Origin of the sequence: Luteimonas deserti (genome assembly GCF_013425765.1) — a bacterium.
GTDB lineage: Bacteria > Pseudomonadota > Gammaproteobacteria > Xanthomonadales > Xanthomonadaceae > Luteimonas > Luteimonas deserti.
This window is the reverse complement of sequence record NZ_JACCJZ010000013.1, coordinates 311,914-330,080: the sequence shown is the minus strand read 5'-3', so window position 1 is coordinate 330,080 and position 18,167 is coordinate 311,914. Positions and strand designations below refer to the sequence as shown.

20 protein-coding genes and 1 tRNA gene are annotated in these 18,167 nt (G+C 69.5%); 11 read left to right on the top strand and 10 right to left on the bottom strand.

Annotated elements, in window-relative coordinates; translation table 11 throughout:
* The first annotated feature begins 63 nt into the window (after window positions 1-63).
* Complete coding sequence (locus tag H0E82_RS06755; protein ID WP_180544677.1) at window positions 64-558, top strand: RNA polymerase sigma factor; 495 nt, start codon at window positions 64-66, stop codon at window positions 556-558.
* Window positions 555-1,127 carry a hypothetical protein gene (locus H0E82_RS06750; RefSeq protein ID WP_180544676.1) on the top strand — a complete coding sequence of 191 codons (573 nt, stop codon included), beginning with the start codon at window positions 555-557 and terminating at the stop codon, window positions 1,125-1,127. The genes H0E82_RS06755 and H0E82_RS06750 overlap by 4 nt, the downstream gene beginning before the upstream one ends.
* Before the next feature lie 167 nt (window positions 1,128-1,294).
* Here the strand turns inward: H0E82_RS06750 and H0E82_RS06745 are convergent, their stop codons facing one another.
* From H0E82_RS06745 to H0E82_RS06730, 4 genes are all read right to left on the bottom strand, one after another.
* Window positions 1,295-1,705, bottom strand: coding sequence for a hypothetical protein (locus H0E82_RS06745; RefSeq protein WP_180544675.1), 411 nt, complete (start codon window positions 1,703-1,705; stop codon window positions 1,295-1,297).
* Between the two features lie 26 nt (window positions 1,706-1,731).
* Window positions 1,732-2,892: a zinc-dependent alcohol dehydrogenase gene (locus H0E82_RS06740; protein WP_180544674.1), complete on the bottom strand. Its 1,161-nt coding sequence runs from the start codon at window positions 2,890-2,892 to the stop codon at window positions 1,732-1,734.
* Window positions 2,893-3,096: 204 nt separating this feature from the next.
* A complete protein-coding gene (locus H0E82_RS06735) occupies window positions 3,097-3,651 on the bottom strand; it encodes a DUF3228 family protein (RefSeq protein ID WP_180544673.1) in 555 nt (184 codons plus the stop codon).
* A 69-nt stretch (window positions 3,652-3,720) separates the two neighbouring features.
* The gene (locus H0E82_RS06730; RefSeq protein ID WP_180544672.1) at window positions 3,721-4,851 is read right to left on the bottom strand and encodes a GGDEF domain-containing protein; all 1,131 of its coding nucleotides are present in this window, start codon (window positions 4,849-4,851) and stop codon (window positions 3,721-3,723) included.
* A gap of 144 nt (window positions 4,852-4,995) precedes the next feature.
* Here H0E82_RS06730 and metF point away from each other — a divergent pair, with 144 nt between their 5' ends.
* Window positions 4,996-5,820: a methylenetetrahydrofolate reductase [NAD(P)H] gene (gene metF, locus H0E82_RS06725; protein ID WP_180544671.1), complete on the top strand. Its 825-nt coding sequence runs from the start codon at window positions 4,996-4,998 to the stop codon at window positions 5,818-5,820.
* Window positions 5,821-5,868: 48 nt separating this feature from the next.
* Complete coding sequence (locus tag H0E82_RS06720; protein WP_180544670.1) at window positions 5,869-6,453, top strand: hypothetical protein; 585 nt, start codon at window positions 5,869-5,871, stop codon at window positions 6,451-6,453.
* Between the two features lie 331 nt (window positions 6,454-6,784).
* Here the strand turns inward: H0E82_RS06720 and H0E82_RS06715 are convergent, their stop codons facing one another.
* The 5 genes from H0E82_RS06715 to H0E82_RS06695 all read right to left on the bottom strand — a co-directional run bounded on the left by H0E82_RS06715 (window position 6,785) and on the right by H0E82_RS06695 (window position 12,041).
* Window positions 6,785-8,125, bottom strand: coding sequence for a sensor histidine kinase (locus H0E82_RS06715; RefSeq protein ID WP_180544669.1), 1,341 nt, complete (start codon window positions 8,123-8,125; stop codon window positions 6,785-6,787).
* Window positions 8,112-8,795: a response regulator transcription factor gene (locus tag H0E82_RS06710; protein ID WP_180544668.1), complete on the bottom strand. Its 684-nt coding sequence runs from the start codon at window positions 8,793-8,795 to the stop codon at window positions 8,112-8,114. The genes H0E82_RS06715 and H0E82_RS06710 overlap by 14 nt, the downstream gene beginning before the upstream one ends.
* Window positions 8,796-9,057: 262 nt before the next feature.
* Window positions 9,058-9,984 carry a 30S ribosomal protein S6--L-glutamate ligase gene (gene rimK, locus H0E82_RS06705; RefSeq protein WP_180544667.1) on the bottom strand — a complete coding sequence of 309 codons (927 nt, stop codon included), beginning with the start codon at window positions 9,982-9,984 and terminating at the stop codon, window positions 9,058-9,060.
* 69 nt (window positions 9,985-10,053) lie between these two features.
* A tRNA-Gly gene (locus H0E82_RS06700) sits at window positions 10,054-10,127 on the bottom strand.
* Between the two features lie 75 nt (window positions 10,128-10,202).
* A complete protein-coding gene (locus H0E82_RS06695; RefSeq protein ID WP_180544666.1) occupies window positions 10,203-12,041 on the bottom strand; it encodes an autotransporter domain-containing protein in 1,839 nt (612 codons plus the stop codon).
* 166 nt (window positions 12,042-12,207) lie between these two features.
* On the opposite strand from H0E82_RS06695, the gene thiS reads away from it, so the two are divergent.
* From thiS to H0E82_RS06675, 4 genes are all read left to right on the top strand, one after another.
* Entirely contained in the window at window positions 12,208-12,408 is a 201-nt protein-coding gene (thiS, locus tag H0E82_RS06690) for a sulfur carrier protein ThiS (protein ID WP_180544665.1), read from the top strand.
* Window positions 12,409-12,606: 198 nt separating this feature from the next.
* Window positions 12,607-13,404 (top strand): thiazole synthase, encoded by a 798-nt coding sequence (locus H0E82_RS06685; RefSeq protein WP_180544664.1) that lies wholly within the window; start codon window positions 12,607-12,609, stop codon window positions 13,402-13,404.
* Between the two features lie 10 nt (window positions 13,405-13,414).
* Window positions 13,415-14,173: a tRNA (guanosine(46)-N7)-methyltransferase TrmB gene (trmB, locus tag H0E82_RS06680; RefSeq protein WP_180544663.1), complete on the top strand. Its 759-nt coding sequence runs from the start codon at window positions 13,415-13,417 to the stop codon at window positions 14,171-14,173.
* 122 nt (window positions 14,174-14,295) lie between these two features.
* Complete coding sequence (locus tag H0E82_RS06675; RefSeq protein ID WP_180544662.1) at window positions 14,296-16,143, top strand: SLC13 family permease; 1,848 nt, start codon at window positions 14,296-14,298, stop codon at window positions 16,141-16,143.
* Window positions 16,144-16,155: 12 nt separating this feature from the next.
* On the opposite strand, the gene H0E82_RS06670 is transcribed toward H0E82_RS06675, so the two are convergent.
* The gene (locus H0E82_RS06670) at window positions 16,156-16,506 is read right to left on the bottom strand and encodes a Rieske (2Fe-2S) protein (protein ID WP_180544661.1); all 351 of its coding nucleotides are present in this window, start codon (window positions 16,504-16,506) and stop codon (window positions 16,156-16,158) included.
* Between the two features lie 76 nt (window positions 16,507-16,582).
* Between H0E82_RS06670 and H0E82_RS06665 the strand changes: the two genes are divergently transcribed.
* The 3 genes from H0E82_RS06665 (at window position 16,583) to mscL (ending at window position 18,155) form a co-directional block, all read left to right on the top strand.
* Entirely contained in the window at window positions 16,583-16,891 is a 309-nt protein-coding gene (locus tag H0E82_RS06665) for a hypothetical protein (RefSeq protein ID WP_235974201.1), read from the top strand.
* A 62-nt stretch (window positions 16,892-16,953) separates the two neighbouring features.
* Window positions 16,954-17,679 carry a fumarylacetoacetate hydrolase family protein gene (locus H0E82_RS06660; protein ID WP_180544660.1) on the top strand — a complete coding sequence of 242 codons (726 nt, stop codon included), beginning with the start codon at window positions 16,954-16,956 and terminating at the stop codon, window positions 17,677-17,679.
* A 35-nt stretch (window positions 17,680-17,714) separates the two neighbouring features.
* Window positions 17,715-18,155 (top strand): large-conductance mechanosensitive channel protein MscL, encoded by a 441-nt coding sequence (mscL, locus tag H0E82_RS06655; protein ID WP_180544659.1) that lies wholly within the window; start codon window positions 17,715-17,717, stop codon window positions 18,153-18,155.
* Window positions 18,156-18,167 lie beyond the last annotated feature (12 nt).

Genomic DNA, 18,167 nt, shown 5'->3' with positions numbered 1-18,167 from the left:
CCTGTAAGAAAATGCCGCCGCCCGGCGACTGAGTGCGTGACACCCACGGAAAAACCGAGTCCGATGCCGTCTTCGTGGTCCCAGGTCGAATCCTTCCACCCGCAGCTCTGGCGCGCGGTTTGCGGCTACGAGCTCAATCCGGCGCTGCGCGAGGAGCTGATGCAGGACGTGCTGCTCGCGGTCTGGCAGGCCCTGCCGACGCTGCGCGAACACGAGCGGCTGCTGCCGTTCGTGCTGCGTGTCGCGCACAACCTGGGTGCCAGCCACGTGCGCAGTGCCACGCGCATGCCCGCACCGCTGCCGCTCGATCCCGACCGGCACGACGTTCCGGATCCCCGCACAACGGCCGATGCCGACAACGCCCGCAGCCAGTGGCTGTTCCAGGCCCTGGTCACCCTGCCCCTGCCGCTGCGCCAGCCGTTGATGCTGCAGCTGGAAGGATTCGATTACGGCGAGATCGCCGCGTTGCTCGGCATCTCGCAGGAAAACGTCGGCGTGCGCCTGCACCGTGCCCGGTCCGCCCTCAAGACACTGCTCTCGCAGGAGGAAACCGCATGAGCGAGTTCGACGATCTGGTCCGCAGCGCCTGGCAGACCGCGCAGCCACTGTCCGATCCGCCGGCCCTTGCAGCGCGCGTGCGGCGTCACCGGCGGCAGCGCCTGCTCTGGCGCGGTGTGGAGATCGCACTGACGCTCGCTGCGATCGCGATCCTGGCCCGACCGCTGCTGGGCGCGGCCGCCACCCCGGCCTACTGGCTGGTGATGCCGTTCTACGTGGTCTACCTGCCCGCCGTGTGGTGGCTGGTGGTGCGCAATGCCCGGCCATCGCCTGCGGATGCGACGCGCGACGTGCGCACGTATGCGCACATCCGGCTGTCCCAGCTGCGTGCCAGCCTGCGTGAAATGCGGTTGGCGCGCCTGGCGACCGTCGCGTTGCTCGGCTATGCCGGCCTCGCGGCGACCGGCGCGTTCGTGTGGGGCGGCGCGGCGTGGCGCGAGGCGGCGACGACCCTGCTGGCCGCCGCCTGCGCCTGCGCGCTGGCGACCTGGTGGCTGTCGCGAGGGCTGGGTCGACGCCGGCTGCGCGAATACCGCGCGATGCGGCGTCTGGCGGGACGTGCGGCCTGAGCAGGCCCGACGCGCGGGCTGCACGGAATCGGAAGCGTCGCGGGCGCGCACGGACGCCGGCAGGGCCCCGATGCGCACGACGCAAAACAGAACGGGCGCCTCGCGGCGCCCGTTCTCGATCCTCGATGCCCTCGCGCGACGATGTCTGCGCGCCGCGACGAGGAGGCTCAGTCGTCGCGCAGCAACCACCACGCTGCGAGCGCGACCCCTGCGCCGGCGATCGCCAGTTTGGTCGGCGAGCGGCGCACGTCCTCGCACAGACCTTCGACCACGTTGACGCGATCCGCGGCGATCAGCATCAGCCAGTGGCCGATGTCGTTCTCACTGCGCTTGAAAGCGGCGCGCCGGATCACGCCGCTCAGCCCCTTGGGCGGCAGCCGCGTGCCGAAAACGCGCGAGTGATCGGGCCGCTCCACCGACTTGAGGATCTCGACATTCATCGGCTGCCGCGGCGGCGGATCGCTCCAGGGCACGTCCAGCCTCGGCGGCGTGCGCTCCATCGGCACCGCCGGCCGGTTCTCCCGCGCGAGATCCGCGCCCCAGCCGGGGATGTGGGCGAACTTGCTTGCATTGTCCATGGTCGTCTCCCGTTCGTGGCCGGCCATCACACCGCACCGTGGGCGGAAGGCGGAATCAGCACCGGCTTGATGCAGTTGTCGCGCTTGTTGACGAAGATGTCGTAGGCGTCGGCCACCTCTTCCAGTGGAATGCGGTGGGTGATGATGTCGCGCGGCGAGATGTGCCCGGCACGGATGTGTTCGATCAGCCGCGGCAGGTGCCGCTTCACGCTGGCCTGGTTCATGCGCAGGGTCAGACCCTTGTTGACCGCGTTGCCGATCGGAATCATGTTGAAGGTCGGCCCGTACACGCCGACGATCGAGATCCGCCCGCCCTTGCGTGCGCTGTTGATCGCCCAGTGCAGGGCGATCGGCGAGCCCGCCTGCATCATCGCGATCTTGCCGGTGAAGCTGTGGAAGGCGCTGCCGCTGGCGTCGCAGCCGACGGCATCGATGCACACGTCCGCGCCGAGCCAGTCGGTCATCTTCTTCAGATGGGTCGCCATGTCGTCGATCTCGCGGAAGTTGACCGTCTCGCAGTGCGCGAACGTCTTCGCGAACTCCAGGCGGTAATCCTCGCAGTCGACCACGATCACCCGGCCCGCCCCGAAGAACCAGGCGCTCTTGGCCGCGAACAGCCCCACGGGCCCGGCGCCGAACACCACCACCGTGTCGCCTTCGTTGATGCTGCCCATCTCTGCGGCCTGGTAGCCGGTGGGAAAGGCATCGGTCAGCAGCACGGCGTCCTCGATGTGGATGTCGTCCGGGATCACCGCCGGGCCGACATCGGCGAACGGCACGCGGACGTACTCGGCCTGGCCACCGTCGTAGCCGCCGGCAGTGTGGGTGTAGCCGTAGAAGCCGCCCACCGCGCTGGCTTGCGAATTGGTGTTCTGGCAATTCCCGTACAGCTCCTTCTGGCAGTAGAAACAGCTGCCGCAGAAGATGTTGAAGGGCACCAGCACGCGGTCGCCGACTTTCAGGTTGCGCACCGACGGGCCGACTTCCTCCACCACGCCCGTGAACTCGTGGCCGATGATCGAACCGACGCGGGTATCGGGCACCAACCCGTTGTAGATGTGGATGTCCGAACCGCAGATGCAACTGCGGGTCACGCGGACGATTGCGTCGTTGGGATGCTCGATCTCGGGCTCGGCGACATGCGCGATGCGCATCGTGCGCGGGCGCCGGTAGGTAGTGGCCAGCATTGGGGTCTCCGGTGGGGAACGGGTCCGCCGGATGCACCGGCGAAGGCCCGACCTTCGCGCGACAGCGGTGAACGCAGCGCGTGCGACGCCGTCGCCAAGGGTGCAATCCCTGCGCACGAGAGCAACAGTGCCCGCCGTCGTGCACGACACCGGTCGCCCCCTGCGCGATGGCGGCCGCCGGGGTCGCCGCGATGCCCCGCCGGTTCAGCGCCAGTTCGCGTGCCGCTCCCAGAACGCGACGCTTCGGCGGTAGGCATCGCGATCGAGGGGCACGCCCGATCCGCCCTCGTCCACGCCCAGTGCATTGCGCAGCATGGTGATCGGCGCCATCGGCAGCTCCTCCGGCGTCATCGTGTAGAGGCAGCCGACGATGCCCCAGTCCGCATCGATCGGCGTGCCCTCCTTCGCCATCTGCTCGCGACTGTAGAGAATCGGCACCAGGTACTTGGCGACCGGCGGCTCCTCGCTCTCGAACCACCGCACGAGCACCGGAAGTTCGGCCCGAGAACGCGCCTCGTAGCCCGAACGCAACCGGTGCCGGTTGGCGTCGGTGATCTCGACCACGGAGCAGCGGGTGGATGTCCAGTTGCGGTGCACGTGCAGCACGCAGAACGGTGCGTAGCCCGGGAGCACGCATTCGGGCGCGCGGGTCGCGACGTGCTGCTCGAATGCTTCGGCGCTGCAGTCCTGGATCGACGTCGGCCGGGGGTCGCGCGGAAACAGGCGCGTGCGGGCGAACGGAGTCAACACGATGTTCATTGAAGCTTCCGGGCAGGCGAGGCCCCGGCACGGTAGCGGCTTCACCGCCCGGTGTCCCGAGGCAGGGCGTCAACCGGCCGCGCGCGCGTGCTCCGTGCGGTTGCGGCCGCCGCTCTTGGCGCGGTAGAGCGCGGCGTCCGCATCGCGGTACAGCAGCTCCGTCTCCGTGTGACGGGCCGGATCGAAGATGCTGCAACCGATGCTCACGGTGATCGTTTCGTCCAATCCGTCGAACGTCATCGGTGCGGATGCGAGGGCGCCGCGGAAGGCTTCGGCCCGCGCGTGGGCCCCGTTCGCGTCATCGCGCAGGACCACGGCGAATTCTTCTCCGCCGAGGCGCGCGCACACCGGAGCGGGCGGCGGGAACGCGCGCTCGAGACGCTCGGCGAACACGGCCAGGCAGGCATCGCCCGCGGCATGCCCGAAACTGTCGTTCACACGCTTGAAGTGGTCGATGTCGAGGATCAGCAGCGAGAGCGGCTGGCCGTCCCGCGCGTCGATGATGGCCCGCTCCAGCGCATCCTGGAATTCCCGACGGTTGGCGAGACCGGTCAGGCCGTCGGCGCGGCTCTGGCGCTCGAAGCCGTCGCGCTGGTGCCGCAGCTGCGCCTCCAGGCCGAGACGGGTCCAGTACTCGCGATGGCTGCGCAGCATCACCGCCAGCATGTAGGCCGTGTACACCAGCCAGGTCACGCCGACCGCGACCGCCACCTCGCGCCACAGCATCGCCAGTGAAGGCAGCATCACTGCGAGGATGGCCAGCGCCGAGGGCAGCCTGCGCATGCACAGGGTATGCGCCAGCGCCATGCCGGATGCACCGGAGAAGAGCAGCGCGATCAACGGTGCGGGCTCCGGCAACGCGACCCGCGCCCATGCGCTCAGCGCGCCCCACACCACGGTGGTGAGCAGCACGATGGTCCAGACCGCCACCCGGTAGCGACGCGCCTCGCGCGGATCGGGCGCGACCGACAGCGGCAGCAGGACGCGCAGCAATGCGAGGCCGGCGAGCAGGCCGACGACACCCAGGCCCACCAGGCGCCAGGGCTCGCCGAAGCCCACCACGCTGAACACCAAAGCTGCAGCGACGGCATAGAAGCCGCCACCGAGACGCGCCCGCTGCCGGGTTTCACGGACCTCCTGCACCAGCAGATCGTGTGGGTAGCTGGGGGCGTCGGCGGAAACGGCAGGGCGCTCGGGCATGGCGCAGCCTAAGGCGAAACCGTGGTCGCGCAAAGCCGGTCCGCTGGCGTGTGCAGGCAGGCCCCGCGACAGCACCGGACATCGAAAACCTATTCATCGCGATGAAGCGATATGATCCAGCTCTCGCCGTCGCCTTGCCGTCCGATGATCCCGATCAGCTTCGAGTTCTATCCACCCAAGACCGAGGACCAGCGGACCCAGCTCGACCGCTCCGCGAAGCGGCTCGCGGGCCACGCGCCGGACTACGTCTCGTGCACCTTCGGTGCCGGCGGCTCGACGCTCAGCCACACGCCCGAGACGGTGCGGAGGCTCAAGCAGCATCACGCCCTGGACGCCGCGCCCCATGTCTCGTGCGTCGGTGGCAGCCGGGCCGAGATCCGCGCGCTGCTCGAGCTCTATCGCACCCTCGGATGCCGGCGCCTGGTCGCGTTGCGCGGGGATCTGCCTTCGGGCATGGGCCGGCCGGGCGACCTGCGCTACGGCGTCGACCTGGTCGCTTTCATCCGCAGCGAATTCGGCGATGCGTTCCACATCGAAGTGGGCTGCTATCCGGAAGTGCACCCCCAGGCGGACGACGCGCTGGCCGATCTACGCCACTTCAAGGCCAAGGTGGATGCCGGCGCGGACGGTGCGATCACCCAGTATTTCTACAACGTGGACGCCTACTTCCATTTCGTCGAGGCCGCGCGCCGGGCTGGTGTGGAGGTGCCGATCGTGCCGGGTGTCATGCCGGTGTCCAATTTCGCCCAGCTGCGGCGCTTCTCGGAGGCCTGCGGCGCCGAGATCCCGCGCTGGATGCAGCGGCAGATGACCGCCCACGGCGACGATGCGGACGCGATCCGCGAACTCGGAGCGGACATCGTCGCGCGCCTGTGCGAGCGGCTGATCGCCGGCGGCGCGCCTGCGCTGCATTTCTACACGCTCAATCTGTCGCGTCCCACCCAGGCCGTACTCGCGCGCCTGGCCTGAGCACGGGCGCCGCTGGTCCGGGGGGGCGCCAGACGCTAGGCTGCAGGCATGCCGCGCGCCCCTGCCCGTACCCTGCCGTTGGCCCTGATCGCGGCGCTGTCGCTTCCCGCGATACCGGCCGCCGGCGCGCAGGTGCGGCGCTGTGTGGCGCCCGATGGCGGCACCATCTACACCGACCGCTCCTGTCTGGCCGTCGGCGCGGTGGAGGGCCCCGCCAATGCCCGCGGCGGCGGGCAGGCGAACGTGTATCGCGGCGGCTGCCAGCGGCAGCTACGCGGCCTGATCCAGGAAATGAGCCATGCCATCCACAGCGGCGATACCAACCGCCTCGTGGCGCTGTACCACTGGCCGGGGCTGAGCCAGTCCGGCGGCTACCAGGTCCTCGAGCGGCTCGACGCGATCGCGCAGCGCCCGCTGTTCAATATCACCGCGCAGCGTCCCGAACAGCCCGTCCCGGCGATGCCCGAACACGGCTTCACGGGATGGGTCAGCGCACGCGACCTGCCGACCGCCGCCGCTCCCCGCCCCCCGACGTCCCTGCGCGTGGAGCAGGCGGGGCCGGGCGGCGCCGGCGCCAGCCGGACCGTGTTCTCGCTTCATCGCAACCTCGGCTGCTGGTGGATCCGCCTGTAGCGCGATCTTCGAGGCGCAATGCCTGCGCTGCACGGCGCCCGTCTCCGCGTGGCGATGGGACGACCCGTGCAGAGGCCGGCACCGTGTCTGCGCGGCCGAACACGGCCCGCCGGAGACGTGTCCATTGCCGGCACGAGGACGCCGCGCACCGGGAGCACGTCGTCGCCGCAGGCTGACATTGCGCGCTTGGGCTGACGCGGGCCCCTCGGGTGACCCACCTTCCAGCGACGCCATACGGGTGGGGCGAGGTCGGCGCCCGTCCGCTTCCGCAGTGAGGGCGAGCCGGATCAAGGAGGCACGCCCCTGCCACCGAAGCGGCGCCGCGTGCGCGTCAGCCGGGGCGGAACGAGAGCGTGGCGACCACACCGCGGACCGGGCCGGGCACCACGCGGACCTGCCAGCCGTACAAGGCGCACAGCCGGCGCACGATCGACAGACCGATCCCGCCGCCCTGCGAATGCTCGGCGTGGGTGCCGCGATACCCCCGCTCGAACAGGCGCGCGGCGTCCTCGGCGCTGAGCCCCGGACCGCTGTCGGCGACCTCCACGTCGCGCTCGCCCAGACGCACCACGACCTCGCCTTCCAGCGTGTACTTGATCGCATTGCCGACCAGGTTGCCGAGTGCCACGGTCACCGCGGATTCGGGCGCATCGACCACCAGCGGGCCCTCGCCCTCGAGACGCAGCGACAGCGGCTTGCCCGCCAGCTGCGGGCGGTGCGCGTCGAACAGCTGTTCGACCACCTTGCCGACGTCGGTGGCGCCATGGCCGCGCTCGTTGCGCGAGAGCAGCAGCAGCGCACTGATCAGGTCGGTGCACTGCTGTTCGGCGCGCTGGATGCGCAGCAACCGGGTCCGGGTCCTGTCATCGAGTTCGGGCCGCGACAACAGCAGTTCCACCGCGCCCTTGATCACCGCCAGCGGCGTGCGCAGCTCGTGGCTGACGTCCGCATTGAACTCGCGGTCACGCTGCACGACCTCGGTGAGCCGGAACGCGTAATCGTCGAGAGCGCTGGCGAGCTGGCCCACTTCGTCGTCGGGAAAGTGCGGTGCCAGCGCCTCGGGCATCGAGCTGTCGCCCGAGCTGCGCAGGCGGTTGGCCAAGGCCGACACCGGGCTCATGACGCGCGCCGCCGACCACCAGCCGATCAGCAGCGACAGCAGCGACACCAGCACCACCGAACCGAAGATCGCGCGCTGGAACTGGGTCGCGCCGCGCATGGTCTCGCTCATGTCGTAGGCGAGGAAGAACCACTCGTCGGGCGTCTTGCGCACCGCGAGCTTGTAGACGAACGGCGTGCCGTCGTCGTCGACACCGCTGATCTGGTGGATGCCGTCGCCGAGCTCGTACCAGTCCGGCTGCTCGCGGCGCAGCTCCTCGAACCGGTCGCGACGGACCACGCGGGCGCGGATCTGCTCCACCGGCGCGGCGGGATTGCTCGAGGGATCGACGTAGTAGCGACGTGCGTACTCGTCGATGTTCCGGTTCATCAGATCCTCGACCAGGGTGTTCTCGACCCGGTCGCGCGCTTCCTGGGTCAGGAAGGCGAACAGCGTCGTGAGCCCGAGACCGAGCAGCAGGAACGACAGGATGATGCGGCTGCGCAGCCGCCTGCGATAGCGCCGCGTGCGCGTGCGGGCCGGCCGGCCCGGGGCGACCTCAGTTCGCCGCATCCGGCACCGCGATGCGGTAACCGATGCCGTGCCGGGTCTGGATGTACGGCGTGTCGAAGGGCTTGTCGACCACCGCCCGCAGCCCGTGGATATGCACGCGCAGCGAATCCGAATCCGGCAGTTCCTCGCCCCAGACCCGGGTTTCCAGTTCCTGGCGCGTGACCACGGCCGGCGAGGCTTCCATCAGCGACTGCAGGATCTTCAGCGCGGTCGGGTTGAGCTGCAGCAGCTTGCCGCCGCGGCGCACTTCCAGCGTGTCGAGGTTGTACTCCACCTCGCCGACGTCGAGCACGCGGGTGTGGTTGCCCTTGCCGCGGCGCGCCAGTGCATTGAGCCGCACCTCCACCTCCTGCAGCGCGAACGGCTTGACCAGATAGTCGTCGGCCCCGGAATCGAAACCGGCGAGCTTGTTGTCCAGGCTGTCGCGTGCGGTGAGCATCAGCACCGGGGTCTGCTTGCGTGCGTCGTTGCGCAGCTTGCGGCAGACCTCCAGACCGTCCATCCCAGGCAGATTGAGGTCCAGCACGATGGCGTCGAAGTCGTGGACCACGGCCAGATGCAGGCCGGTCACGCCATCGGCGGCGAAGTCGACGGTATGGCCGCGGTCTTCGAGGTAGTCGCCGAGGTTCGCGGCGATGTCCTGGTTGTCTTCGATGACGAGGATGTGCATTGGATGTCGGTCTCTGGTCGATTCGGATGCACGCGGAGCCGCGAGGTGCTCCGGCGTGATGGTACAGCGGCGGATGGTTCCATGAACGGCGTCGCGGCGACGCATACAAAAAGACCCGGACGTCGCCGTCCGGGTCGAAAGGTGATGCCCCGATTGCCCCTTCGTCCGCCGCGAACCCCGTATCACCGGGGCGGAGAGAGCGCAGCGGACTCCGGACTTGCAGGCTAGCCCGCGGCGCCGTCGGAAAGCGGAAAAAAAATGTTCACGTTCCGTTCGCGGGCTGCAGCTTGCGCCGCCGGGGGGGCCGGGCCGTCGCGGCGACATGACGTGCGAGATGCTCGACGATGCCGCCGGCGATGTCGGTTCCGGTGGCGGCCTCGATGCCTTCCAGTCCGGGCGACGCGTTGACCTCGAGTACCAGGGGCCCCCGGGCCGAGCGGATGAGGTCCACACCGGCAATGCCGAGGCCCACCACCTTCGCCGCACGCACCGCGACCGCCCGCTCTTCCTCGGTGGTCTCGACGGCCGATGCAACGCCCCCACGGTGCAGGTTCGAGCGGAAGTCGCCGGCCGGCGCCTGGCGTTGCATCGCACCGATCACGGTATCGCCGACCACGAAACAGCGCAGGTCCGCGCCCTCGGCCTCGGCGATGAACTCCTGCACGAGGAAGTTGGCATAGAGCCCGCGCAGCGCCTCGACCACGCCGCGGGAGGCGGACGGTTTTTCGGTCAGCATGACCCCGGCCCCCTGCATGCCCTCGTTGAGCTTGATCACGTGCGGCGGCGGGCCGAGCATCGCCAGCAGGTCGTCCGTATCGTCCGGGTTGTCGCCGAACACGGTGGCCGGCATGCCGATTCCGTCGGCCGCCATCAGCTGCTGGCAGCGCAGCTTGTCGCGGGCACGTGCGAATGCGGTGGACGGATTGGGGGCATAGCTGCCCATCAGTTCGAACTGGTGCAGCACCGCGCAACCGTACCGCGCGACCGAGGCCGCGAAGCGCGGGATCACCGAATCGTAGGCCTCGATCGGCCGGCCCTTGTAGCGCATCGAGAATCCGTCGCTGGCGATGCGCATATAGCAGCGCAACGGGTCCAGCACGCGCACGGTGTGACCGCGCTGGCGCGCGGCCTCGACGAGGCGGCGGGTCGAATACAGACGGGTGTTGCGGGACAGGATCGCGAGCTTCATCGATGCACCAGCCGTGGGACGGTCGCGAACGAAAACGGCGACACCATCGTGATGGCGTCGCCGTCGGTTTGGAGCGGGTGATGGGAATCGAACCCACGCTAGCAGCTTGGGAAGCTGCAGTTCTACCATTGAACTACACCCGCGCAGGCGGCCAGTCTATGCCGGCCGTGCGCGCCTTGGCAACGCCGCGCACGCGGCGTCGCCCGGCGGCCGCGGGCTCAGAATCCAGCACCGATGGTCGCGAACGCCGTGGTGTGGCTGCCGCCCTTCTGGCCGATCGTCAGGCTGGCGCCGACATTGGCATCGAGGCCGAACAGACGCGTCTGCGTACCCAGCGTCGCCGTGGCATAGCGGGTGTCGTAGCCGCGCGCCGGCACGGCGTAGACCAGCGTCGACGGCAGCGACTGCGACTGCGCGAAGGCCTCCGCGGGCGCGTCCTCGAACTCGCGGTCGACCGTGACCCGGGCGTAGGGGCGGAAGGCATCGCTGGCGGCATAGGCGAACTGCCAGCCGGCGCTGCCGACCAGCGAATCGACCTCCTGCGACGGATACGCCAGCGAGCTCGACATGCCGGGATCGCTTTCCGCGAACCCGTCGATCTCGATCCGCTGGGCGACGAGCGACAGCACCGGGCCGTGCTGCAGCGCGCCGTCACCGAAGTTCCAGCCGGCGCCGACTGCCGCGGTGACGTTGCTGCCGTCGGCCTGGCCGGTGTGCACGCGGGTGACCGGGCCGATCTGCACGGTGCGATCCGTGTCGAAATCCAGCGCGCTGTAGCTCAGCTGCACATTCACCCAGGCGCCGGCATCGGCGCGCCAGCCGACGAACCCGCCGACCGTCATTTCCGACTGGTCCCAGCTGCCGCGCCGCAGGCCCCAGTCGTTGCCCTGGCGTCCGTAGCCCAGAAAGCCGCCGAACGTGGTATCGCCGCGGGTCCAGTCCAGGCCCACCGTCAGTGCGGGGCCCACGCCGTCATAGGCATCGCCGTTGTCGTAGCGCTGCATGTCGGCGCGCACGTCGGCCCACCAGCTGCGGCCGTCCTCGCGTGCGGGCGCGAGGCTGAGCCGGTTGTTGATTCGATCGGCGCGCGCGCGTCCAGTCATCGCCGCCGACTGCGGCAGCACCGCGATCTGCTGCGGGCCGTCGATCATCGCGATCGCGAGGTCGGCGATCATCTCGTGCGCGCGGCTGGCCGGATGCACGCCGTCGGCGAAGAGATAACTGTTCGCGGCCGACGGGGTCACCAGCGAACCCGGATTGCAGAATAGCGAGGAGTCCCCGGCCGGCGCCGGCTGGGTGCGGCACGCCGGCGAGGTGACGTTGGCGAAGCCGTAGAGCGCCGGGCTGGCGGTGACTTCCTGCAGGAAGTGGAAGGTGTCGACCGGGATCACGCGCAGGTTCTGCCCTGCCAGGCCGGAATAGAGGGCGGTGTTGTACGTGGCGGCGAGCGCCGTGCCCTGGGCCATGCCCATCGCGCCGCCGGCGCGCGAGCCGGGGGTCAGGCCGATGTCCGGAATCGACGGCACCAGCACGTAGCGCGCGCCGGCGCCCTGCAGGGCGCCGACCAGGCCGACCTGCGCGGTCACCGCAGAACCGATGATCTGCTGGGCCTGGGCCGGGTTGGCCTGCACGGCGAAGAGGTCGTTGGCGCCGCCCCAGACGGTGTAGAGCGCATTGGGATCGGCGCGGCCACCATTCGCGGCCAGATGGCGGTTGGCCTGGGTGACCAGCGATGGGATCGGGCCGAGTCCGCCGACCGAATCGACCGCGACACGCGCGCCGCCGGCGGCGTAGTTGTCGCCGGTCTGCCCGTTGCCGTTGGCTTCGGCGCGGGTGCCGTAGCGGTCGGCAACCCACTCCGACCAGGCCAGGCCGGGATTGGTGGTGAACCGGCCGATGACCGCGCCCTGCGGGCCGAGGAGCGGCCGGAAGTAGCCCGAATCGGTGAGGCTGTCGCCGAAGAACACCGTGCGCGAGAACGTGTCGGCGGCGAATGCGGGCGCGGCGGCCGCGGCGAGGGCGATGGCGAGGGCGGCACGGAGGGGCCTGGACGGCATTGTGGATCTCTCCCGGGAGTCATGAGGGCAGGCGATCATCGAAGCGCCCGCGTCCGCAGTCCCGTACGGGACCGCATTGCGGAATGGTCCCACGGGCGTTCCGCGGCCGGCACGCCGCACTGCGGCATCGCGTGCACCCCGGGCGCGCAGCAGGGACAATCGCGGCATGGACATCCAGCTCAATGGCGAACACCGCCCCCTCGATCCCGGCACCACCATCGCCGGCCTGCTCGAACGCGAAGGCCTGGCCGGGCGGCGTGTGGCGGTCGAGGTCAATGGCGAGATCGTGCCGCGCGGCCGGCATGCGGACCATCTGCTCGATCCGGGAGACCGCGTCGAGATCGTGCATGCCCTCGGAGGCGGCTGACCCCGCGCAGCGCAGGATCAGGCCGGCGCAGGGCGGTCAGCCTGCACGCATCCCGCCGCGGGGGGCGAGCCGGGTCGGGCGAAGTGCGGTCCGCACGCGCCGGCATGCCGCCCGCACCGCGTCGCTGTCCTCGGCATCCACGGTCGTCGATTCCGAACCATGGCCGCACGCCTGCCCCGCATCGGCGATAATCCGCCGATGACGCACACATCTCCCGAAGACGCCGGCCTGGTCATCGCCGGCACGACCTACCGCTCGCGGCTGTTGACCGGCACGGGCAAGTTCAGGGATCTCGACGAGACCCGCCTGGCCACCGAGGCGGCCGGTGCGCAGATCGTCACCGTCGCGATCCGCCGCACCAATATCGGACAGACCCCCGGCGAGCCCAACCTGCTCGATGTGCTGCCGCCGGAGCGCTACACCATCCTGCCCAACACCGCCGGCTGCTACACCGCCGAGGACGCGGTGCGCACCTGTCGCCTGGCGCGTGAACTGCTCGACGGCCACAAGCTCACCAAGCTGGAAGTGCTGGGCGATGCGCGCACGCTGTTCCCCGATGTCGTGCAGACGCTCAAGGCCGCCGAGCAGCTGGTCAAGGACGGCTTCGACGTCATGGTCTACACCTCCGACGATCCGATCCTGGCCAAGCGGCTCGAAGAGATCGGCTGCGCCGCGGTGATGCCGCTGGCCGCGCCGATCGGCTCGGGCCTCGGCATCCAGAACAAGTACAACTTGATCGAGATCATCGAGAACGCCAAGGTGCCGATCATCGTCGACGCCGGTGTCGGCACCGCGTCCGATGCCGCGATCGCGATGGAGCTGGGCTGCGACGGCGTGCTGATGAACACCGCGATCGCCGGCGCGCGCAACCCGGTGCTGATGGCCAGCGCGATGCGCAAGGCGGTCGAGGCCGGGCGCGAGGCCTTCCTCGCCGGCCGCATTCCGCGCAAGCGTTTCGCAAGTGCGTCCTCGCCGGTCGACGGGCTGGTGGGCTGATCGCGGCGCGATGACCGATCCGTTTTCCAGCGAAGGTGCCAAGGCGCCGCCGAAGCCGTTCACGGCCGTCGAAGGTCGCCGCGAGATCCGCAGCTTCGTGCTGCGCCAGGGCCGCTTCACCCCGGCCCAGCAGCGCGCGTTCGATGACGCCTGGCCCCGGTTCGGCCTGGACTACCAGGGCATACCGCGCGACTTCGACGCGGTGTTCGGCCGCAGTGCCCCGCGCATCGTCGAGATCGGCTTCGGCAACGGGGCGGCGCTGCGGCACTCGGTGCAACTGGACCCCTCGCGCGATCACATCGGGATCGAAGTCCACGCGCCGGGCGTGGGCCGGGTGCTCAACGCGCTGGCCGAGGACGGCAACGACAACGTCCGTGTCTACCATCACGACGCAGTCGAAGTGCTGGAACACGAGATCGCCGACGGCGCGCTCGACGAGATCCGCATCTACTTTCCGGATCCGTGGCACAAGAAGCGCCACAACAAGCGTCGCCTGGTGCAGGCCGGATTCGCGGCCCTTCTGGTCCGCAAGCTGTCCGTTGCCGGCCGACTGCACCTGGCGACCGACTGGGCCGACTACGCCGAGCAGATGTGGGACGTGCTCGACGCGATCCCCGGACTGCGCAATCGCGCCGGGCCGCGCGGCCATGTCGCGCGTCCGCAGTGGCGGCCGCAGACCCACTTCGAAACCCGTGGGCAGAAGCTCGGCCACGGCGTCTGGGATCTCATCTACGACCGCGTCGATCCCGACGTGCCGCCGGCACCCTGAGCCGTGGCCCCGCGCGGAGGACGCCGGGTTCGACATCCGCTGCACGCGGCAGCGGTCAGGCTGTCGCCGATGACCGGCTCTGAACCGCCGCCCGCACGACACCGCCAGCGATCCGGGCGCTGATGGACGGCACGCTCGCGCTGACCACCGACATGCAGATCGTGCTGGGCCTGGTGGCCCTGACGATGGTGCTGTTCGTGTTCCAGCGCGTGCGCGCGGACCTGGTCGCGCTGGTGGTGCTGGTGATGCTCGGGCTGACCGGCCTGGTCGCACCGGAGGACGTGTTCAACGGCTTCTCGTCCAACGCGGTCATCAGCGTGATTGCGACGATGATTCTCGGCATGGGGCTCGACCGCACCGGCGCGCTCAACCGGCTGGCCGGCTGGCTGCTGCGGCGCTCCAAGGGCAACGAGCGCCATCTGCTGCTGCTCACCTCGGCCACTGCCGGACTCAATTCCTCGGTCATGCAGAATCCGTCGGTGATGGCGCTGTACATGCCTGTCGCCGCGCGTCTGGCCTCGCGCTCGGGCCTGCGCCTGGCGCAGATCCTGCTGCCGGTATGCGTAGCGATCGTCATGGGCGGCACGCTGACGATGGTCGGCAGCTCGCCCCTGATCCTGCTCAACGACCTGCTGACCGCGGCCAATGCCAACCTGCCATCGGGCGCGGCGACGCTCGAATCGCTCAACATGTTCGCGCCATTGCCGATCGGCCTGACCCTGCTGGTGGTCGGCATCGCCTATTTCCACTTCCGCGGCCACAGCCAGCTCGACGAACTCGGCGAGACGACCGAGGGCAACGTGACTCCCGCGCGCACGCAGAGCTACTTCGCCAGCGCCTACGGCATCGGCGGCGACGTCTTCGAGCTCACGGTGACCGCCGACAGCCCGCTGGTGGGCATGACGTTCGGCGAGGCCGAGGCGATCCACGAGGCACCGCTGCTGCTGGCGCTGAAATCCGAGAACGACGCCCGGCTCGCGCCGCCGGTGGACACGCGCATCTGGGTCGGCAGCGTGATCGGCGCGATGGGACCGCGGCAACAGGTGGCGGATTTCGCGCAGAACCAGTTTCTGCGGCTGAGCACGCGCCTGCGCCACTTCGGCGACCTGTTCAACCCGAGCCGCGCCGGCATCGCGGAAGCGGTGATCCCTCCGACCTCGAAGTTCATCGGCAAGTCCGCCGCCGAACTCAGCCTGGGCAAGACCTACGGCGTGCGCCTGCTGGCGATCAACCGCGACAAGCAGGTGCTGCGCGACGACGTGCGCAAGCTGCCGCTGCGCGCGGGCGACATGCTGGTGCTGCACAGCATCTGGCAGGACCTGGCCAAGACCGCGAAATCGCTGGATTTCCTCATCGTCACCGACTACCCGAAAGGCGAGCAGCGCCCGCACAAGTTCAAGATCGCGATGGCGATCTTCGCCATGACGATGCTGATCGCGGTGTCTTCGCGCATCCCCACCTCGGTGGCGTTGATGACCGGCGTGGCCGGCATGCTGGTGTTCGGTGTGCTGAAGATGGACGAGGCCTACGGCGCCATCAACTGGAAGACCGTGTTCCTGATGGCCTGCCTGATTCCGCTGGGCTGGGCGATGGATTCGAGCGGCGCGGCGGCGTGGGTGGCCGGCCATACCATCGAACGCCTGCCGTCGGGCCTGCCGATCTGGGTGCTTGAGCTGGCGGTCGCATTGCTCACGGCGGCCTTCTCGATGGTCATCAGCCACGTCGGTGCGACCATCGTCGTCGTGCCGCTCGCGATCAACCTCGCGCTGGCCGCGGGCGGGAATCCGACCGCGTTCGCACTGATCACCGCACTGGCCGCATCCAACAACTTCGTCACCCAGTCGAACCCGGTGATGTCCATGATCATCGGCCCGGCCGGCTACAAGGCGCGCGAACTGTGGCGGATGGGTCTGCCGATCTCGCTGCTCTACACCGCGGTGATCGTGCTGATGGTCAACCTGCTGTTCTGAGGCGCCGCCGGCTCAGACGGCCACGATACGGCCGTCGCGCACGGTCACCGGCACGGCGCGCAGCGACTCGCCCTTGCAGGGGCCGTCCACGCACAGGCCGTCGGCCAGCGAGAAGCTCGCGCCGTGCGCGGCGCACACCAGATGCCCGGCCTTGGACACCAGAAACTGCCCGGGCGCCCAATCCAGCCGCCGGCCGGCATGCGGGCAGATGTTGAGCCAGGCGCGCACGGTCTGGCCTGAGCGGTGCACCAGGACCGACTCGGGCTCACCGTCCACCAGGGCCTCGAGTTCGACGATCGCGCCGTCGGCGACGGCTTCGAGCGACGCAAGCCCGCCATCCTCACGCGGATTTAACGAAGACATTACAACTCCGATCGGGGGTCGACCGATACTGGTCGCCCGGCAACGCGCCGCATTGTCTCACGAGCCTCCATCGACGATGTCCAAGGCCTTCTTCCGCGATCTGCATGCCCGTTTCGATGCGTCCGGCGTCCGCGCGATGTTCGCGCCGCGCAAGCCGCGTCATCCTTTGCTGCGCGTCCTGCTGGGGCTGACCGGCATCGCGCTGCTGGCAGTGCTGCTGGTGGCCGGGGTGTTCATCGGCGCGGCGATGATCCTGTTCGGCATCGCACGCCGGCTGCTGCTGCGTGGTGCAGGCGGAACGCGCGCGACGCGCGCCGTCGATGCACGCTTCGTGGACGCGGAATACCGCGTCGTACGCAACCGGGACCAGCCCGTCCTGCGCTGAGTGCCCGCGTCGGCCGACGCCGTCTCCCGTTCTCCCCCCCTGCCGGATTCCCGAGGCCGTTCATGACCGGATCGCCGCACGACGTCGTGCCCGTTGCAGCCCCGAGCCGCCTTGCCGTACGCGGCGGCGGGACGTTTCCGGTGCGCCGCATCTATTGCGTGGGGCGCAACTTCGCCGATCACGCGCGCGAGATGGGGGCGGACGCACCTGCATCGAAAGCCGACCGGGGCACGCCGGTGTTCTTCGCCAAACCCGCGGACGCCGTGGTCACGAGCGTCGAGGTGCCCTACCCCAGCGCGACCCGCGATCTGCATCACGAAGTGGAACTGGTGGTGGCACTCGGTCGCGACGCGCCAGCGGGCATCCTCGACGTGGACCATGCTGCCGACCTCGTCTACGGCTACGCCGTCGGTCTCGACCTGACCCGCCGCGACCTGCAGGCCGCGGCGAAGGCCAAGGGCCTGCCCTGGGACGTGGCCAAGGGCTTCGATGCCTCCGCGCCGGTGGGCGAGCTGGTTCCGGCCGCGGAGCTCGGCGCACTGGCACCGCGCGCGCTGTCCCTGCACGTCAACGGCGCCCTTCGCCAGCACGCGACCCTGGACCAGCTGATCTGGAGCGTGCCGGAGATCCTGCACGAGCTGTCCGCCCTGTTCGCGCTGCGTGCCGGCGATCTGGTCTTCATGGGGACGCCCGCCGGCGTCGCCGCGCTGCAGCCCGGCGATGTCTGCGACGCGCGGCTCGACGACGTGCTGGCGCTGCACTGCAGAATCACCGCACCGTCGCTATAGTCGCGCAGGTTTTCATTGCGCAGGATTTCAGCACCATGGGCATGCTCGCCGAGTTCAAGGAATTCGCCGTTCGCGGCAATGTGATCGATCTCGCGGTCGGTGTGGTCATCGGCGCCTCGTTCGGCCGCATCGTCACCGCGCTGGTGGACAAGGTGATCATGCCGCCGCTCGGGATGCTGATCGGCGGGGTGGATTTCGCAGACTGGGGCATCACGCTGCGCGAGGCGACGGTGGACACCGTCACCGGCGAAGAGGTGCCGGAGGTCTTCATCGCGCTCGGCGAGTTCTTCAACACCATCGTCCAGTTCACCATCGTCGCCTTCGCGATCTTCCTCGTCATCCGCTTCATCAACCGCCTCAAGCGCAAGCAGGCGCAGGCGCCCGAGGCGGAGAAGCCGGCCGAGTCCAGCGAGGAAGTGAAGCTGCTTCGCGAGATCCGCGATGCGCTCAAGCGCCCCGGCGCGCCGCCGCTCTGACCAGCTGCGGCC

Bases quoted from the DNA above. Each gene is read 5' to 3' on its own strand.
- H0E82_RS06710 (WP_180544668.1), bottom strand. From the start codon at position 8,795: ATGCACATCCTCGTCATCGAAGACAACCAGGACATCGCCGCGAACCTC.
- thiS (WP_180544665.1), top strand. From the start codon at position 12,208: ATGGACATCCAGCTCAATGGCGAACACCGCCCCCTCGATCCCGGCACC.
- H0E82_RS06745 (WP_180544675.1), bottom strand. From the start codon at position 1,705: ATGGACAATGCAAGCAAGTTCGCCCACATCCCCGGCTGGGGCGCGGAT.
- mscL (WP_180544659.1), top strand. From the start codon at position 17,715: ATGGGCATGCTCGCCGAGTTCAAGGAATTCGCCGTTCGCGGCAATGTG.
- H0E82_RS06665 (WP_235974201.1), top strand. From the start codon at position 16,583: ATGTCCAAGGCCTTCTTCCGCGATCTGCATGCCCGTTTCGATGCGTCC.
- H0E82_RS06750 (WP_180544676.1), top strand. From the start codon at position 555: ATGAGCGAGTTCGACGATCTGGTCCGCAGCGCCTGGCAGACCGCGCAG.
- trmB (WP_180544663.1), top strand. From the start codon at position 13,415: ATGACCGATCCGTTTTCCAGCGAAGGTGCCAAGGCGCCGCCGAAGCCG.
- H0E82_RS06720 (WP_180544670.1), top strand. From the start codon at position 5,869: ATGCCGCGCGCCCCTGCCCGTACCCTGCCGTTGGCCCTGATCGCGGCG.
- metF (WP_180544671.1), top strand. From the start codon at position 4,996: ATGATCCCGATCAGCTTCGAGTTCTATCCACCCAAGACCGAGGACCAG.
- H0E82_RS06740 (WP_180544674.1), bottom strand. From the start codon at position 2,892: ATGCTGGCCACTACCTACCGGCGCCCGCGCACGATGCGCATCGCGCAT.
- H0E82_RS06670 (WP_180544661.1), bottom strand. From the start codon at position 16,506: ATGTCTTCGTTAAATCCGCGTGAGGATGGCGGGCTTGCGTCGCTCGAA.
- H0E82_RS06730 (WP_180544672.1), bottom strand. From the start codon at position 4,851: ATGCCCGAGCGCCCTGCCGTTTCCGCCGACGCCCCCAGCTACCCACAC.
- H0E82_RS06685 (WP_180544664.1), top strand. From the start codon at position 12,607: ATGACGCACACATCTCCCGAAGACGCCGGCCTGGTCATCGCCGGCACG.
- H0E82_RS06755 (WP_180544677.1), top strand. From the start codon at position 64: ATGCCGTCTTCGTGGTCCCAGGTCGAATCCTTCCACCCGCAGCTCTGG.
- H0E82_RS06675 (WP_180544662.1), top strand. From the start codon at position 14,296: ATGGACGGCACGCTCGCGCTGACCACCGACATGCAGATCGTGCTGGGC.
- H0E82_RS06715 (WP_180544669.1), bottom strand. From the start codon at position 8,125: ATGCGGCGAACTGAGGTCGCCCCGGGCCGGCCGGCCCGCACGCGCACG.
- H0E82_RS06660 (WP_180544660.1), top strand. From the start codon at position 16,954: ATGACCGGATCGCCGCACGACGTCGTGCCCGTTGCAGCCCCGAGCCGC.
- H0E82_RS06695 (WP_180544666.1), bottom strand. From the start codon at position 12,041: ATGCCGTCCAGGCCCCTCCGTGCCGCCCTCGCCATCGCCCTCGCCGCG.
- H0E82_RS06735 (WP_180544673.1), bottom strand. From the start codon at position 3,651: ATGAACATCGTGTTGACTCCGTTCGCCCGCACGCGCCTGTTTCCGCGC.
- rimK (WP_180544667.1), bottom strand. From the start codon at position 9,984: ATGAAGCTCGCGATCCTGTCCCGCAACACCCGTCTGTATTCGACCCGC.